The sequence below is a fragment of the Roseateles sp. GW821-FHT09B06 genome, from assembly GCF_059418245.1.
The window spans coordinates 1-16,721 of the sequence record NZ_JBWKPM010000034.1; the positions used below are offsets into that span (position 1 = coordinate 1).

Consider the following 16,721-nt stretch of genomic DNA (forward strand, 5'->3'; position numbering starts at 1 on the left):
CCCAGATCGCGGGCCTCAAGACCGACCAGGTTGCCAAGCTGGAATCCGATGATCTGAAGGCCTTGTCCACCGCCGCGGTCCGCGCGCTCAGCACCGCCCAGCTGGCCGCGCTGGACTCCGACCAGATCGGCGCCTTGGGCACCGCCCAGGTTGCCTCGCTGACGACGGGCCAGATCGCCGGTCTGAGCAGCGATGACCTGAATGCCCTGACCACCGCCCAGTTCGCGGTGCTGAGCACGGCCCAGATCGCGGCGATCGGCACCGCCGCGGTCTCCACCTTGACCAGCGAGGACCTCGCCGGCCTGGGCTCGGCCGGCATCCGCGGCCTGAGCAGCGCCCAGATCGGCGCGCTGAGCACCGAGAACATCCAGGCCATCACCACGGCCCAGGCCGCCCAGCTGAGCTCGGCCCAGATCGGCGGCCTGAAGACCGACCAGATCGCGGCACTCGAAACCGACGACCTGCGCGCCCTGAGCAGCAGCGCGCTGCGCGGCCTGAACACCGCCCAGTTCGCGGCGCTGAGCTCCGACCATATGGCGGCGCTGACCAGCGCGCAGATCGCCGGCCTGGGCACCCAGCACATCGCCGGGCTGACCAGCGACGGGCTGAACGCGCTGACCACCGCGCAGTTCGCCGGCCTGTCGACCCTGCAACTGGGCGCGCTGACCACGGCGCAGATGGCCAATCTGCAGTCCGATGACCTGCAGGCCATCGGCTCCACCGGCATCCGCGCCTTCGGTTCCGCCCAACTGGCGCAGCTGAGCACCGACAATATGGTGGCGCTGACCAGCGCCCAGGTCGCCCAGCTGAGTTCGGCCCAGGTGGCCGGCTTCGGCAGCGACCAGATCGCCAAGCTGGAAAGCGCGGACATCGGCGCCCTGGGCACCGCGGCCCTGCGTTCGCTGAGCAGCGCCCAGTTCGCCGCGCTGGACTCCGAGCAGATCAGCCAGCTGACGGCCGGCCAGGTCGCCGCGCTCGGCTCGCACCAGATCGCCGCGCTGGACACGGCCGAGCTGAATGCGCTGGGCACCGCCGCCTTCGCCGCGATGACCTCGACCCAGGTCGTGGGCCTGAGCAGCGATCAGATCGGGGCCCTGGAAACCGATGACCTGCGCGCCCTGAGCGTCTTCAGCATGCGGGCCCTGAGCACGGCCCAGTTGGCCGCGCTGACCACCGACCAGATGCCGACGCTGACGAACCTGCAGCTGCAGTCGCTCAGCACGGCTCAGGTCGCCGGTCTGCAGACCGAGGATGTGCAGGCGTTGACGAGCGGCCAGTTCGCGGCCCTGAGCAGCGCCCAGCTGGGTGCGCTCGGCACGGCCCAGGTCGCGGCCATCAGCAGCGAGGATCTGGCGGCCATCGGCACCGGCGGCATCCGCGCCTTCGGCTCGGCAGCCCTGCAGGCGATGGACTCCGACCAGATCGGTGCCCTGACCAGCGCCCAGTTCGGCATGCTCAGCAGCGCGCAGATCGTCGGCATCTCGACCGCCGATTTTGGAGCCATCGGCACCGAGGACTTCCGTGCCCTCAGCACCGGCGCGCTGCGCGCCCTGACGACCGACCAGGTCCAGGCCCTGTCCAGCGATCAGTTCGCAGCGCTGAGCAGCCAGCAGCTGAGCGCGCTGACCACGGCCCAGATCAGCGTGCTGCAGTCCGAGGACATCGCGGCCCTGAGCTCGGCCCAGGTCGCGACGCTCGGGTCCGCCCAGATCGGCGCGCTGAGCACCGACGCCTTCCTGCAGCTGGATTCGTCCGACATCACCGCGCTGACCACGGCCCAGGTGGCCGGCCTCAGCACGGCTCAGCTGTCGGTGATGAGCAGCGACCAGATGATGGGCTTCGAGGCGGCCGACATCGCCAAGATGAACATGACGCAGGCCAACGCCCTGCTGGCCAATACCGATGCGATGAGCGTGATGAGCGGCGAGCAGCTCGACGCGCTGATCCTGACCTCGCCGATCGTGCTGGATCTGGATGGCAACGGCATCCAGACCCTGTCTGCCGCCAACGGCGTGAACTTCGACCTGAACGCCACCGGCAACAGCCAGAAGTACGGCTGGGTGGGCGGTGCAGACGGCCTGCTGGTGATGGATCGCAACGGTGACGGCCAGATCAACAGCGGCGCCGAGCTGTTCGGCAACGGCACCAGCCTGGCCAACGGCCAGCATGCCGCGAACGGCTATGTCGCGATGCAGCAGGAGGACGGCAACAAGGACGGCGTGCTGAACCAGTTGGACGGCAGCTTCAAGGACCTGCGCGTCTGGGTGGACGCCAACCACGACGGCAAGACCGATGCCGGCGAGCTGAAGGGCCTGGCCGAACTGGGCATCGTCTCGCTGGACCTGAACGCCCAGTCCAGCGCGGCGGTCGACAACGGCAATCTGGTGGGCCTGGTGTCCGGCTATACCAAGGCCGACGGCAGCAGCCACGCCATGGCCGACGTCTGGTTCGCCAAGGACGTGGCGCCGGAAGGCAGCAGCGCACAGCCTGCGTCGGTTCAGCTCGGCGACCTGCTGGCCGCGCCGGCCGCGCAAACCCTGCCGGGTGCCGAGGCGGGCACGGCGGCGGCAACGACCCAGGCCATGGCCGCGGTCGTGGTCCTGCCCAAGCTGCCCGACGAGGAGCACAACGGCCTGTCCAACCCGCTGATCTGAACCCCGGTTCAGCGGCGCAACGCCCCGCCCGGTAGCAGCCCGGCGGGGCGTTTTTCTTGGCAGCGCCACGGCCGGCCAGCCGTCCGCCGCCGCTTGCAAGTGCTCCCGATCAGCCCTGCAGCGCTTCCATCAGCACCTCCTGCACGATGCGACCGCCTTCGGGCGTGGCCCAGCTGCCCGCCAGTTCGGCAATCAGCTGGTTGGTGCTGGTCAAGGTGACGCCGTTCTTTTCCATACGGCGCAAGGCCATGTCATCGGCAATCTTGCTCGGCGAGCCGCCGGCATCCGCCACCACCTGCACCTGATAGCCCTGCGACGCCAGGCTCAGCGCCGGGTAGACCGTGCACACGTCATTGGTCACGCCGGCGATGACGAACTTGCGGCGTCCGGTCGCCCGCACCGCCGCGGCGAAGTGCGCATCGTCCATCGCGTTGACCACGCCAAGGCGCTTGATGCGCGCGGCGAACTCGGCCGGGAAGATGTCCGCTAACTCGCTGAGCAGCGGCCCCTGGGCGTACTCCTCCATGCTGGACGTCATGACCATGGGGACCTTCAGGATTCGGGCGGTCTTGGCCAGCATCAGGGCGTTGCGCTTCATCTCCTCGAAGGGGATGGACTTCACCCAGTTCATCGTGCCCACCTGATGGTCGATCAGCAGCAAGGCGGCGGTGTCGGGTGTGAATCGTTCAAACTTCATGATCTGCTCCCAGGTTGGGGTCGGGGCAGGTGCCCCGGATATGTGCGGCCCGTCAAGGCATGCCAAAGTCCTCAGGCGGGTTCGGCCACCGCCAGCGCCGGATAGTCGATATAGCCCTTGGCGGTCGGCGGCGCGAAGAAGGTGTTGCGGTCGGCGGCGTTAAGGGCAGCGCCCACGCGGAAGCGCTCCGGCAGGTCGGGATTCGCAAGAAAGGCGCTGCCGAACACCACGGCGTCGGCCTTGCCCTCGGCCAGCACGGCCTCGGCGCTGTCCCGGGTCAGGCCGCCGCCGATCAGATAGGCGCCGTCGAAGCGCGAGCGCAGCAGGGCGTGGTAATCGACATTCGCCCCGAACAGCGCGACATGCAGATAGGCCAGGCCCAGGCCGCGCAACCGATCGACGAGGTAGGTGTAGGTCTGCTGCGGCGCGGCATCGGTGATGCTGTTGTAGTTCATCTCCGGCGAGATCTTGATGCCGACCCGGTCGGCACCGGCCTCGGCCACCATCGCGGCCAGCACTTCCAGCACGAAGCGGGCGCGCCCCTCGACCGAGCCGCCATACTGGTCCTGGCGCTGGTTGCTGCCCGACGAGAGGAACTGCTCGGGCAGATAGCCGGAGGCCGCATGCAGTTCCACGCCGTCGAAGCCGGCGTCGATGGCACGACGGGTGGCTTGGGCGTAGTCGTCAATGACGCCGACGATCTCGGCCTGGCTCAGCACGCGCGGCGTGACAAAGTCGACCTGGCCGGCCGGGGTCCATGCCTGACCCTCGGGCTTGACGGCCGAGGGCGCCACCGGTGTCGCGCCACCGAGCAGCGAGGGATGCGAGACCCGGCCGCAATGCATCAGCTGCATGAAGATGCGGCCGCCGCGGGCATGCACGGCCTCGGTCACCTGCTTCCAGGCCGCGACCTGGGCTTCGGTTTCGATGCCGGGCGTGTGCACATAGCCCTTGCCCATGGCGGACGGAAACACGCCTTCGGAAACGATCAGGCCGGCACTGGCGCGCTGGGCGTAGTAGGTGGCCGTCATGTCGCCGGGAACACCGTCCTTGTCGGCACGGGATCGGGTCATCGGGGCCATGACGAGGCGGTTCGGCGCCAGGGTGCGGCCGACGCGAACGGGGGTGAACAGTTGGCTCATGGTGGGTTTCCGGGGTCTGTGTGCAAATGCGATGGACGCATCTTTTATTAATCTACCGAAGAGATAAAGACGGTAAAGTGGCATTCATTGATCCAAAAATGGCGCAATCAGGATGGAGCTGCTGAACGACATGGCCTTGTTTGTCGAGGTCGCCCAGACGCGCAGCTTTCGACGTGCGGCCGATGCCACGGGCGTGCCGAACTCGACGCTGTCCAGGCGGATCGGCGCCTTGGAAAAGGCGATCGGTCTGCGGCTGCTGCATCGCACGACGCGCAAGGTCGAGCTGACCGAGGCCGGGCAGATCTATTACGAGCGCTGCCGGCGCATCGTCGAGGAAGCGCGGATCGCCCACGAGCAGTTGGGAGAGATGCTGGCCCAGCCCAGCGGCGTGCTGCGCGCGTCGCTGCCGGTCGATTTCGCCACCATCTATATGGCCCCGCTGATCGCGGAGTTCGCGCGTCGCTACCCGGGCATCGGCTTTGATTTCGACCTCACGCCGCGGCGGGTGAATCTGGTCACCGAGCCCTTCGATGTGGCCATCCGCATGGGCGAGCTCACGGACTCGAACCTGATCGCCCGCCTGCTCGCTCGCCTGCCGGTGCAGCTCTATGCCTCGCCGCGCTACCTGGAGCTTTCCGGCGAGCCGGCACATCCCACCGAGCTGGCGCAACACGAGTGCCTGGGCTTTCCAAAGGCAGGGAAGTGGACGCTGCGGCGTGAAGCAGAAACCGTCGAGGTCGAAGTCGGGGGGCGGTTTCAGGTCAACAGCGTCGGCATGTTCCGACGCCTGGCGACGCTGGACCTGGGCGTGATTCTGCTGTCCGAGGAGATCGCCGCGGAGGACCTGGCGGCCGGTCGTCTGCGCCGGATATTGCCCGACTGGCAGGGCCGGTCGACGCCCGTCTATGCGCTGACAGAAACCCGTTTGCTGCCGGCGAAGACACAGCGCTTTATCGAGTTCTTGCAGGAGCGCTTGGGCCGGCAGACCGGAGCGCGGCAGGCGTGAGCATATGGGCCGGCACCATTTGGGCGGTCTTCGTGCCCCTGTTCCGCCCCCCTGCCCCGGCCTCACTGTCTAGACTGGCGGGCCCGGGCACTTTTTGCAGCCATGACCGCCGTCCATCTCTACCAGATCGCCTATTCGGACAAGACCCTCGCCGCGATCGAACCCGGCTATCTGGTGCTGGACAACCTGGCCAACGAGCGCCCCGACTGGTACGAGTACTGGCCGATACGCAACTTCCTGCTGAACGAGGCGCTGGACGACGCGGCCTTCTACGGTTTCTTCTCGCCCAAGTTCGGCTACAAGACCGGGCTCCGGCATGAGCAGGTATGCGACTTCGTGCGCACCCATGCGGCCGAGCACGACCTGATGCTGTTCTCGCCCCAGCCCGACATGGGCGCCTTCTTCCTGAACGTGTTCGAGCAGGGCGAGACCTTCGATGTCGGCCTGATCGAGGCCTTCGAGGCCTTTCTGCGCGCGATCGGCCGGCCGCTGGCCCTGGCGCCCCTAGTGATGGACACGCGCCAGATCGTTTTCTCCAACTACTTCGTCGCCCGACCGAGCTTCTGGCGCGCCTGGCTGGCGCTGGCGGAGCAGTTCTTCGCCGCCGCCGAGGGGCAGCCGGGCCCGCTGCGCGATGCCCTGGTGAAGCCCACCAGCTACCCCGGCTCGGCCCAGCGCAAGGTGTTCCTGTCCGAGCGCATCGCCTCGCTGATGCTGGCCACCGAAGCGCAATGGCGGGCCAAGGCGCACCCGCCCTGGCACTTCGCCTGGTCGGCGACAAGGCTGCGCGAGCATCCGGTGGAGGCCGTCATCAGCGACGCGCTGAAACTGGCCTACCGGGAACAGGGCGCCACCGAGTACCTGCAGGCCTTCGCCAGCATCCGCGAGCGCTTCGTCAACCCCAAGCCGGCCGCCGGCCCGCAGCCATGAACATCGCCGTCTGCAGCATCCAGAAGAACCGCGGCCCCTGGCTGGTCGAATGGGTGGCCTTCCACCACCTGGTGGGCGTCACCGATTTCGTGCTCTATATGCATGAATGCACCGACGACACCCACGCGGTGGTGGCCGCGCTGCAGAAGCTGTTCCGCATCCGCGCCTTCGCGCTCAACGACATCGACTTCGCGCCCCAGCTGCGCTGCTATGCCCATGCCTGCCAGGAGTTCGTCGACCGCTTCGACTGGATGGCCTTCCTGGACGGCGACGAATTCCTCTTCCCCACCCGCGAACGCAGCCTGCAGCAGACGCTGGCACGCTACCAGAGCCTGGAGATCTCGGCGCTGGCGCCCTACTGGCGCTGCTTCGGCAGTGGCGGCCATGTCAGCGAACCGCAGGGCCTGATCACGCAGAACTACCAGCGCGCCAGCGCGCCGGATTTCGAGGCCAACCACCACGTCAAGTCCATCATCCGCGGCGGCGCCAAGCCCAGGGTGACCAACAACTCGCATTATTTCCTCACCGAAAAGGGCAGCTTCGACGAACACCTGCACCCGGTGACCGCGCCCTTCGACATGAGCCGTCGCCCCAGTTGGGACCACCTGCGCATCAATCACTACGTGACGCAGAGCCGCGAGTATTTCGAGAAGGTCAAGCAGGCCTCCGGCGCGGCCGATGCCGGCCCCAAGGCCCTGCGCTCGCAGGAATGGTGGGCCAAGCATGACCGCAACGATGTGCACGACACCTCGATGCAGCCCTTCGCCGCCCCGCTGGCGGCCCTGGTCGACGGCATCTGCGCCGCCACCGGCCTGAGCCGCCACCATATCGGCGGCATGCCGCGCTGGCGCGCGCCCGGCTGAGCGGGGCCAAGCGACCGCCCATCGAAAACGGCCGCTTCGAGCGGCCGTCGGCTTTGGCGCGCCTCGGCCTCAGCTCAGGTAGTAGACCACGCCGCGGTCCATCTTCATGCCCACGGCGGCGGCCACGCGCATGCCGCGCTCGATCGAGAAGCCGCGGTCGGTGGTCGGCTGGAACAGGTCGGCATAGTCCAGGCTGCGCCGGCTGTAGACGAAGCAGCCCACCAGGGCCGGCCCCACCGTGTACATCAGCGGCTGCAGCGCCATCATCGACGAGGCCGGGATGCCGATCAGATGCTCCTCCAGATCGCCCTCGCGCTGGCTGTCCTGGGGATAGAACCACAGCGGCGTGCTGATGAACAGATAGGCGTCCTCGCGCAGCGACTCCAGCAGATTGCGCATCAGCTGGCGCGCCATCGGCACGTCCAGATGCTCGATCACGTCCAGCAGGCAGATGATGTCGTACTGCTTGAGCTGCTCGGCGCCCAGCTCCTGGGCATAGCCGTGCCAGATGTTGCGGTAATGCTTCTTGCCGAACAACTCGAGGTTCTTGCAGCTGATATCGAAACCGTCGACCCCGTCCACCTCCCAATGGCTGGTCTCGGGGTTCATCTTGACCAGGCTGCCCAGCGTGCCGGTGCCGAAGCCGATGTCCAGCACCTTGGCCGGCACGGTCTTGTCCTTCAGCACATGGAAGATCATGCGCTTCTCGGACGAGGAATCGCCGCTGAAGCTGTGGTCGCCACGCTCGATGTCGGCGACGATTTCGTAGTCCTTGACGATTTGCCTGATCACGACGGCTCCAGGATGATTGTTTTGTAGGGGATGCGGAGAAGGGATGCGCGGAGCCCGGGCCGGGGCGCCTCAGCGCAGCGGCGTCAGCACGCCGCGCCCCAGGGACCACAGCAGGGCCACGGCCTGCTGGCCGTCGAACAATGCGTTCACATGGGCCACGCGCAGCGAGTAGTAGTCGGCCTCGGAACCCATCACGTCGAACAGCGAACGGCGGCCCAGCTGCTGCCATTGCTGCAGGGTGGCGGCGCGCACGCGGTCGCTGTTGCGCAGGATGTCGACGATGCGGCGCGCGCGGTCGAAGGAGGAGACGGCCGCCTCGTGCATGTCGGCGACGCGGTAGCGGCGCGACTCGATCGCGTCCTCGCGCTGCAGGCGCGCCGCCTCGGCGCGCCGTCGCGCGGCCGAGATGCTGGCGTCGGCGCCCGGGTTGTAGATCGGGATATTGATGCTGACGCCGGCCACCCAGTCGCCGCCACGGTTGGGGCCGGTGATCGCGGTCGTGCCGAGCTGCCAGCTGAGCTGGGGCTTGTGGCTGGCCACCACGGAATCGGCATAGCGCGACTGGGCCTTGGCCTGGGCCTCCAGCTGGGCCACCTCGGCGGCTTGCAGTACGTCGGCCTGCATCTCGCCCAGCTCGGGCACCTGGGTCAGCAGGGCCGAGTAGCTGGCGCTGGCCGGCAGCTGGTCGCCGACGAAGCGGCGCAGCCGGATCTCGGTCTGGCGCAGGGCGGTCAGGGTCTGCTCGACGGCCAGCTCGGCCTGCTGGCGGTTCTTGTGCGCCTGGGTCAGTTCGCTGGCGCGGCCGCGGTCGGCCGCGACGATGGTCTCCAGCGCCTCCACCAGGCAGCTCATCTTGCGCACATACTGGCCATAGACCAGCACCTGCAGCTGGTAGCGGCTGCGGTCCATCGCCAGCGACACCGTCTGCAGCGCCATTTGCTGCTCGGCATTGATCAGGCCCTGGCGGGCCGATTCGGCCAGCTGGCTGCGCCAGGCGGCCAGCTGCTCGATGCGGCCGGCGTCGTACAGCGGCGCGCTGACGTTCAGGCCGACGCGCCCCTGCATGCCGCTCTCAAGCGGCAGACCCTCGGTCTTGGCGCCGACATGCGACAGCGCGCCGCCCAGATTGACCTGGGGCAGGCGCGCGGCACGCGCCTCTTCCCAGTCGTCGCGGGCCGCCTGGGCCAGCAGGGTGATGGCACCGAGCGACTGGCTGCGCGCTTGCGCCAGCGCCACCAGCTCCTGCAGCTGGGTGCGCGGGTCGGCATTGCTGGTCTGCAGCGCGGCGGCCATGGCGGCGCTGGTCGCGCTGGTCGCACCATTGGCGGCGCCGGCCGGCGCCTCGTCCTCGCCGCAGCGCGTGCCGCCGTTCTTGGCCGGCGCGGCCAGGGGCGCGGCCGCCTCGGGCCGCGGCTTGTCGGCCTTGCGGCCCTGGGCCAGGCTGGCGCCGGCGAGCAGCAACAGGGCGCTCAGCAGGGCGGCGGCGCGGGGGCCAAGGAGAGGGTTGCGGCGGTCTCGGAACATAGCCGCTACTTCAACACAGCGGCGTCGGCGCGAAGGGCCGAACAGCCCGGCGCCACGGCCTCAAATCGAGTCTTGGGCGGGCCGGCGCCGGCCCGCTCAGCGCTCGCGCAGCGCTTCCTGCGACTTCAGCAGCGGCCGCAGCACATAGCTGAGTACCGAACGCTCGCCGGTCTTGATCTCCACCGCGGCCGTCATGCCGGCAATCACCGGCAGGGCCTCGCCCTTGTAGCGCAGGGTGTTGGTCTCGGCACGCACCAAAGCGCGGTAGTAACGCCCGTCGCCCGAGGGCCGGCCCTCGGTGTCGGTCAGCGCGTCGGGGCTGATGTATTCCACCTTGCCCTGCAGGCCGCCGAACAGGTTGTAGTCATAGCCCGAGAGTTTGATCGTGGCGCGCTGGCCGACGCGGATGAAGCCCACCTCGGAAGGCTTGATGCGCGCCTCGATCAGCACGCGCTCGCCCAGCGGCACGATCTCCATGATGGGCGCGCCGGCCGTGATCACGCCGCCCACCGTGTTGGCGCGGATGTTCTTGACCAGGCCCTTGACCGGCGACTTCAGCACCGTGCGCACCAGCGCGTCCTGGCGCACCACCATCTGCTCGTCCAGCAGGGCCAGCTCGTTCTGCACCTTGACCAGCTCGCCGCTGGCCTCCTGGCGGAAGCGGCTGACGCGCTCGTTGCGTTGCTGCTGCAGATCGTTGATCTGGCGATTCAGGCGCATCACCTCGACGTCCGACATCAGGCCGCGGGCCGCCATGTCCTGCGCGATGCGCAGCTCGCGCCCCACCAGGCCGGCGCTGCGATTGAGCGCGGCGACGGCCTCGTCCAGCACGCGCCGGCGCGCCTCGAAGGCCTCGGTCTCGGCGCTCACCAGGCCGGCCTGGCCCTTCAGCTCGGGCGGAAACTGCAGCGGCCGGGCCGCGGCCTCGGCCGAGAGCCGCGCCGCCGTGGCCTTCAGCGCCAGGCGCTTGACCTGACCCTCGTTCTGTTGCGACTCGACGCGGGTCGGGTCCAGCTTGGCCAGCTCCTGGCCCTGCTCCACCTGCTGGCCCTCGCGCACCATCAGCTCACGCAGCAGGCCGATCTCCATGCTGGCGATCACCTGCTCGCGCCCGTCCGGCACGATGCGGCCGTCGCTGCGCGTCACCTGGTCGATCTGGGCCAGCGCGGACCAGCCCAGAGCCACCGCCAGCGCCGCCAGCAGCAGGTACAGCACCCAGGTGATGCGCGGCAGGGGCTCGTCCACCTGGGCCGCCGCCACCGAACTGAGAAAGAGACCTTCGTCGCGCGCCACGCTCATGCTGTCCGCGCTCCGTCAGACCGAGGCCGAACGCTGCACCGGCTGAGCGGTCGGGTGCAGATGCAGATTGGACTGGGCCTGCGCCTCGGCCGGCGCGGCCTGCGGCGTCGGGCGCACGCCCGACAGCGCCGCCAGCACCTGGTCGCGCGGACCGTCCATCACCAGGCGGCCGGCATCCATCACGGCGATGCGCGACACCAGCTCCAGCACCGCCGGGCGGTGCGTCACCACCACCAGGGTGCAGTCCAGCGCCGCGTCGCGCAGCTGGCGCAGGAAGGCCACCTCGGACTGCGCGTCCATCGAGCTGGTCGGCTCGTCCATCAGCAGGATCTTCGGCTTGGTCACCAGGCTGCGCGCCAGAGCCACCAACTGGCGCTGGCCGCCGGACAGCAGGCCGCCCATCTCGCCGACCGGCAGGTCCCAGCCCAGCGGATGGCCGGCCACCACGCGGTCCAGCCCGGTCAGGCGCGCCACCTCCACGAGGCGCGCCGCGTCGATATGGGCGCGGCCCATCAGCACGTTGTCGCGCAGGCTGCCGTGGAACAGCCGCGGCTCCTGCGACACGAAACCCACGCGGGCGCGGAACTCGGCCGGATCGACCTGGCGCAGGTCGATGCCGTCGACGTCGACCATGCCCTCGGTCGGCTGGTACAGGCCCGCCAGCAGGCGCAGCACGGTGGATTTGCCACTGCCGATGCGGCCCAGCACGGCGATACGCTCGCCCGCGCGCAGCTTCAGGGTCACGCCCTTCAGCACCTTGGGCGGCGCGCCCTCCCCGGCCATCGGGTAGGCGAAGCCCACGTCCTGCAGGCCCATGCTGCCGCTGATCTGGTTCAGCGGCACATAGTTGCGGTCGGCGGCACGCTCGGTGGGCCGGGCCATCAGCTGGTCCAGCGCGATCATCGCGGCGCGTGCGCCCTGGTAGCGCGCCGCCAGGCTGACCACGCTGCCCAGCGGGGCGATGGCGCGGCCGGCGAACATCACGGCGCCGATCAGCGCACCGGCGCTGACCGCGCCGGCCTCGATCAGGTAGACCCCCCAGACCAGCATCACCAGGGTGATGGCCTGCTGCAGGGTGGCCGAGAGATTGTTGCTCCAGCTGTGCATCGCGCGGGTGCGCATCGCCGATTCGGCGGCGATCGCGGTGCTGGTCTCGTAGGCGCGCAGGAAGCGGCCCTCGGCGCCCGAGGTCTTCAGGTCTTCCAGGCCCTCGATCGCCTCGACCAGGGTGCCCTGCAGATCGGCCATCTCGGCCATGTTCTCGCGCACCGCGCGGCGCATGCTGCCCTGGATGGCCCAGGTCAGGCCGAGGATCAGCGGAATCGCCAGCACCAGCACCCAGCCCAGCGGCCCGCCGACGATGAAGCTCATCGCGACGAAGACGATGATGAAGGGCAGGTCCGACACCACCGACATGCTGGCCGAGGTGAAGAAGTCGCGCACCACCTCGATCTGCGCCAAGGTGTGGGCGTAGGAGCCGGCCGAACCGGGTTTGTGCTCCATGCGCACGCCCAGGGTCTGGCGGAACAGCTTGGAGCCGATGATCAGGTCGGCCTTGCGCCCGGCCAGGTCGATCAGGTGCGCCCGCAGCTGGCGCGCGAACAGGTCGAACACCAGGGCCAGCGCGGCGCCCACGGCCAGGGTCCAGAGCGTCACGAAGCTCTGGTTGGGGATCACCTTGTCGTAGATCACCATGGTCACCAGGCCGGACACCAGCATCAGCACATTGCTGAGCAGGGCCGCCACCATCGCGGCGCGGTAGTAGGGGATGAAGCGCCTGAGCGTGCCCCACAGCCAGTGGCTGCCCTCGGCGCGCAGCAGCGGCTCGGCGCGGCTCTGGGCCGACGGCGTCTCCTGCAGCGTGGCCAGCAGCACGAAGCCGCTGAACTCGGACTCCAGTTCCTCGGCGGCGGCGGTGCAAAGATTGGCCTCGGCGCCCGGGAACACCACCTCGTAGCGCGGTCGCTCCCCCTCGCCGGCCTCCAGGCGGCGCACCAGCACGCAGGCGTCGCCGCCCTTGAGCAGCAGCACGGCCGGCAGCAGCAGGGGATTGACCTCGTCGATCTTCTTGCGCACCAGGCCGGCGTTGTAGCCGGCCTCGCGCATCAGCCGCAGCGCCTGGTCGGGTGCCAGCGGTCCGTCGGTCGGCTGGCCGGCGCGCAGCGACTCGGCCGAGCGGGCGCGACCATGGTGCCGGGTCAACCAGACCAGGGCCTGCAGCAGCGGATCGCCGATCTCCTCGCCCCCGTCCTCGCGCGCGGGACGCGGCGGCGGCGTGCCCGAGCCCTCCGCGGCCAGATAGAGGCTGCGCGGAGCGGCCGGCTTGTTGTCGCCGTCGAAGAAGGGGTCGTGTCGCTGCGTCACCGCGTCTGGATCCTGGAAGGTGCGGGCCCGGTCAGGCGGCCGCGCGGCCGCGGCGCTCCAGCGCCAGGGTCGTCAGCTTGTCTTCCAGCTCGCGCACGAAACCGGGGATGTCGAACAGGGCCGAACTGCGCCCATGGTCGCGCAAAAAGCGCTTGTAGGACGCGGCACGGGCCGGATTCCGGCCAATTTGCACCGCCCGCTGCTCATATTCGGCCGGCGTCTCGGTCACCAGGTCGGGCAGGCCCACATGGGTCAAGAGGCTGCCGGCCATGCGCGAGATATGGCTGCGGCCCGAGCGGGTCAGGATCGGCGTGCCCATCCACAGGCAGTCGCTGGCGGTGGTGCCGGCATTGAAGGGAAAGGTGTCCAGCACCAGGTCGGCGAGCGCGAAGCGCGCCAGGTACTCGGCCGGCGCGACGCGCGGCGCGAAGATCAGGCGCTCGGTGGCGATGCCGTGGCGGGCGGCGCGCGCCAGCATATTGGCCTTGCACCACTCGTTGTCCGCCAGCAGCCACAGCACGCTGCCCGGCACCTGGCCCAGCACGCGCATCCAGCTGTCGAACACCTCCTCGGTGAACTTGTGGTTGTTGTTGAAGCTGCAGAAGACGAAGGCATCCTCGGGCAGCTGGTACTGGGCGCGCGTCGGCGTCGGGCCGACCTCGCGCCGGCGGTCGCTGATCTGGTAGCAATGCTCCAGGTAGATCGGCTTCTCGGTGCAGTAGGGCAGGTACTCGGGCTGCATCACGAAGCGGTCGGCGATGATCCAGTCGACGCCCGGGATGGCCGAGGTGGCCGGCAGGCCCAGATAGCTGATCTGCACCGGCGCGGGACGGTAGGCCAGGATGTTGGGGCGGGCGCCGTTGGTCAGGCCCTGCAGGTCGATCAGCACGTCGATGCCCGCCTCGGCGATGGCGCGCGCCGCGCTCTCGTCGTCGGCCTTGCCGATCAGGGTCACCTTGTCCATCGCGCGCAGGATGCGGGCGCGCTGCGCCGTGCCGTCCTCGCGGCTCCAGCAGAAGGCATGCACCTCGACCTTGCTGCGGTCGTGCAGCTCGAACAGCTCGGGCGTCAGCAGGCCCACCGCATGCATGCAGAGGTCGCCCGACAGGTAGCCGATCTTCACCCGGCCCTCGCGCCGGGCCGGGCCGAAGCGCTGGTGGAAGGGTTTGTCCTTGTACTTGACGACCTTCTCCGTCACGAAGCGCTGCGAGGCCAGCAGCTGCAGCGCCGGGTCGTCGGACAGGCCCAGCATCGCCAGCAGCGAGGTGCTGGTCAGCAGTTGGTTGGCCGTGACCTCGCCCACCGGCTGGTAGACCGGCCATTCGCATTGCTTCTGGCGGATGTGCACGTAATGCTGCAGCACATCGCCCTGCTCGGGCTGGAGTGCCAGGCTGCGGCGCATCAGCGCCTCGGACTCGGCATAGCGCCGCTCGCTCTCCAGCAGGCGCGCCATATTGTTGAGCGCATGCAGGCGCAGCGCCAGCGGCTCGCCGCCGAAGGCATCGACCGGCTGCGCCAGCTCGGCGATGGCGCGCCACTCGCTCAGCGCCTCCTCCTTGCGGCCCAGATGTTCCAGCTGATGGCCCAGGTTCAGGCGCGCCTGGATGAAATCCGGCTTCAGCGCCAGGGCCTGGCGGTAGGCGGCCTCGGATTCGGCATGCCGACCGATCGCGCCCAGCACCGTGCCCCAGTTGTAGCAGGCCACCATGCGCAGCGGCGAGCTGTCGGCGGCGATCCATTGCTGGTAGAGCGCGGCGGCGGCGGCGCCCTGCCCTGCGGCCTGCAGCCGGCCGGCCTCGGCCATCAGCTCGGCCAGATCGATCCGGCCCGTCCGCTCGGGGGTCGTGGCGGAAACGGCGAGTTGCTGGGCGCTGGGGGATGACATGTCCATGGCGTGTCGGCCGCGCGCAGACGCGGCTCGGGGTTTGCCGCGATGTTAGAGGCCGGGGCCCCGCCGAGGCCGGCAATAAGCCCGGCAATCCGGCCCCAAATCGAGGCCTGGCGGCGCCTGGATGCGGATCAACGGCCGGCTCGTGGCGCTTTTCGGGGCTTAGATCGCGCTCGGTCTGTGGAAAATTTCACTCAGCGCCGCAGCTCCGCCCGGGAACGCCGCAGGCGCCGGACCCTCACCCGCCCAGCCATGCTGAACCACATCCTGTCCCGTTGGAAACGCACCCGTGCGGACACGCTGGCCACTAGGCCGGCCAGCCTCCAGCCCACGGGCCAGCGTGCGCCCGATTCGCTGCTGCAGAACCTGCGCCGCCTGCTCCCCGGCGAGGCCGATCCCTGGCAGGCCCGTGCCAGCGAGCAGGAGCGGCTGCCGCTGCTGCGCGCCGAGTTCGAACATTGCCTGAGCGGTGTGCCGGTGAGCGAGGAGTTGCAGTGCAGCATCCAGCGCGCCCGGCGCGTGGACGACTTCTGGCATCTGCGCGGCTGGCTCTACACCGCCGTCGCGCGGGCCCACAGCCAGGCCGAGGCCGAAGCCAGGCTGGCACGCCTGAACCCGCATTTCGCCGGCCCGCTGGACGGCTTTTTCATGCCCGGCCCGCAACCAGTAGACAGACCGCAAGCACCATGGAACTGACCCTGCGCGAGATTCCGCACTTTCCGCCGCCCTGGTCCTTCGCGCCCCCCGGCCGGCCGGAGGAACGCCGCGGCCGTCTGGCCGCGCGCCGCGCGCTGGTCGAGCTCAAGCTCAGCTTCACCCGTGCGGCCGTCGCGGTGCCGGGCGAACTGGGCCTGGCGCTGCAGTGCCAGGTGCGCCAGGCTTGCGAGCCGCTGGAGCTGTGGCTGCTGCGCGGCCCGCTGCTGGAGGCCCTGCCCATGGAAGCGGCCGAGACCCAGGCCGGCGAGCTGAGCCGGGCGCTGGCACGCTCGCTGGAGGGCCCGGCCGCTCAGCGGCCGCCCAGATAGTCCATCTTGCCCAGGTTCACCCCCGCATGGCGCAGCAGCGCATAGGTGGTGGTGACATGGAAGTAGAAGTTCGCCAGCGCGAAATGGCGCAGGAAGTCCTCGCCGCGAAACTTCAGCGGCTCGCCGACGCGACGCGGCACCTCGATCACGCGCTCCTCGCTGCCCTCCACCTCGGCCGCAGGCACCGAGTTCACAAAATCGATGGTGCGGCGGATGCGCTCGGCCAGTTCGTCCAGGCTGGCCTCCTTGTCCTCCCAGCTGGGCACAGCCTGGCCGGCCAGGCGGGCCATGCAGCCCTTGGCCGCGTCGCTGGCGATCTGGATCTGGCGCGCCAGCGGCAGCATGTCGGGCGCCAGGCGCAGGTCCAGGTAGACGGCGGTATCGAACTTCTTGGCCTCGGCGTGGGCACGGGCGGCCTCCAGCCAGTTCAGCATATTGCCCAGCATGCGGGCGAACACGGGGGCGCTGGCGGAATGCATCGAGATGCTCATCGAGAGTCTCCTCAGGGAAATCAGGGGTGGGCGGCATCCTAACGAT

Annotated in this window: 14 protein-coding genes; 6 read left to right on the forward strand and 8 right to left on the reverse strand. The window is 69.3% G+C overall.

The features are described from left to right. A partial coding sequence (locus AC07OQ_RS21445; RefSeq protein WP_495055167.1) for an SPM autocatalytic domain-containing protein occupies positions 1–2,654 on the forward strand: 2,654 nt, incomplete at its 5' end. A gap of 109 nt (positions 2,655–2,763) precedes the next feature. On the opposite strand, the gene AC07OQ_RS21450 is transcribed toward AC07OQ_RS21445, so the two are convergent. Beyond that, the gene (locus tag AC07OQ_RS21450) at positions 2,764–3,351 is read right to left on the reverse strand and encodes an isochorismatase family protein (RefSeq protein WP_495055168.1); all 588 of its coding nucleotides are present in this window, start codon (positions 3,349–3,351) and stop codon (positions 2,764–2,766) included. Positions 3,352–3,422: 71 nt separating this feature from the next. Beyond that, positions 3,423–4,493, reverse strand: coding sequence for an alkene reductase (locus AC07OQ_RS21455; protein ID WP_495055169.1), 1,071 nt, complete (start codon positions 4,491–4,493; stop codon positions 3,423–3,425). Positions 4,494–4,605: 112 nt separating this feature from the next. On the opposite strand from AC07OQ_RS21455, the gene AC07OQ_RS21460 reads away from it, so the two are divergent. The 3 genes from AC07OQ_RS21460 to AC07OQ_RS21470 all read left to right on the forward strand — a co-directional run bounded on the left by AC07OQ_RS21460 (position 4,606) and on the right by AC07OQ_RS21470 (position 7,292). Beyond that, on the forward strand, positions 4,606–5,499 hold the full coding sequence (locus AC07OQ_RS21460; RefSeq protein ID WP_495055170.1) for a LysR family transcriptional regulator: 894 nt from the start codon (positions 4,606–4,608) through the stop codon (positions 5,497–5,499). A gap of 102 nt (positions 5,500–5,601) precedes the next feature. Continuing rightward, positions 5,602–6,429: a hypothetical protein gene (locus tag AC07OQ_RS21465; protein WP_495055171.1), complete on the forward strand. Its 828-nt coding sequence runs from the start codon at positions 5,602–5,604 to the stop codon at positions 6,427–6,429. Then, positions 6,426–7,292, forward strand: a complete 867-nt coding sequence (locus AC07OQ_RS21470) for a glycosyltransferase family 92 protein (RefSeq protein WP_495055172.1) — start codon at positions 6,426–6,428, stop codon at positions 7,290–7,292. Before AC07OQ_RS21465 ends, AC07OQ_RS21470 begins: the two co-directional genes overlap by 4 nt. Positions 7,293–7,361: 69 nt before the next feature. Here AC07OQ_RS21470 and AC07OQ_RS21475 read toward each other — a convergent pair whose 3' ends face one another. From AC07OQ_RS21475 to AC07OQ_RS21495, 5 genes are all read right to left on the reverse strand, one after another. Further along, a complete protein-coding gene (locus AC07OQ_RS21475) occupies positions 7,362–8,084 on the reverse strand; it encodes a class I SAM-dependent methyltransferase (protein WP_495055173.1) in 723 nt (240 codons plus the stop codon). A 69-nt stretch (positions 8,085–8,153) separates the two neighbouring features. Beyond that, positions 8,154–9,608 carry a TolC family protein gene (locus AC07OQ_RS21480; RefSeq protein WP_495055174.1) on the reverse strand — a complete coding sequence of 485 codons (1,455 nt, stop codon included), beginning with the start codon at positions 9,606–9,608 and terminating at the stop codon, positions 8,154–8,156. A 96-nt stretch (positions 9,609–9,704) separates the two neighbouring features. Next, complete coding sequence (locus AC07OQ_RS21485; RefSeq protein ID WP_495055175.1) at positions 9,705–10,907, reverse strand: HlyD family type I secretion periplasmic adaptor subunit; 1,203 nt, start codon at positions 10,905–10,907, stop codon at positions 9,705–9,707. Positions 10,908–10,922: 15 nt separating this feature from the next. Then, complete coding sequence (locus AC07OQ_RS21490; protein WP_495055176.1) at positions 10,923–13,271, reverse strand: type I secretion system permease/ATPase; 2,349 nt, start codon at positions 13,269–13,271, stop codon at positions 10,923–10,925. Between the two features lie 31 nt (positions 13,272–13,302). Beyond that, positions 13,303–15,156: an O-linked N-acetylglucosamine transferase, SPINDLY family protein gene (locus tag AC07OQ_RS21495; protein ID WP_495055177.1), complete on the reverse strand. Its 1,854-nt coding sequence runs from the start codon at positions 15,154–15,156 to the stop codon at positions 13,303–13,305. A 255-nt stretch (positions 15,157–15,411) separates the two neighbouring features. Here AC07OQ_RS21495 and AC07OQ_RS21500 point away from each other — a divergent pair, with 255 nt between their 5' ends. Both AC07OQ_RS21500 and AC07OQ_RS21505 read left to right on the forward strand, forming a co-directional pair. Then, entirely contained in the window at positions 15,412–15,855 is a 444-nt protein-coding gene (locus AC07OQ_RS21500; protein ID WP_495055178.1) for a hypothetical protein, read from the forward strand. Further along, positions 15,846–16,184, forward strand: a complete 339-nt coding sequence (locus AC07OQ_RS21505; RefSeq protein WP_495055179.1) for a hypothetical protein — start codon at positions 15,846–15,848, stop codon at positions 16,182–16,184. The genes AC07OQ_RS21500 and AC07OQ_RS21505 overlap by 10 nt, the downstream gene beginning before the upstream one ends. Here the strand turns inward: AC07OQ_RS21505 and AC07OQ_RS21510 are convergent. Further along, a complete protein-coding gene (locus AC07OQ_RS21510) occupies positions 16,166–16,675 on the reverse strand; it encodes a DUF1993 domain-containing protein (protein ID WP_495055180.1) in 510 nt (169 codons plus the stop codon). The genes AC07OQ_RS21505 and AC07OQ_RS21510 overlap by 19 nt on opposite strands. Positions 16,676–16,721: the final 46 nt, after the last annotated feature.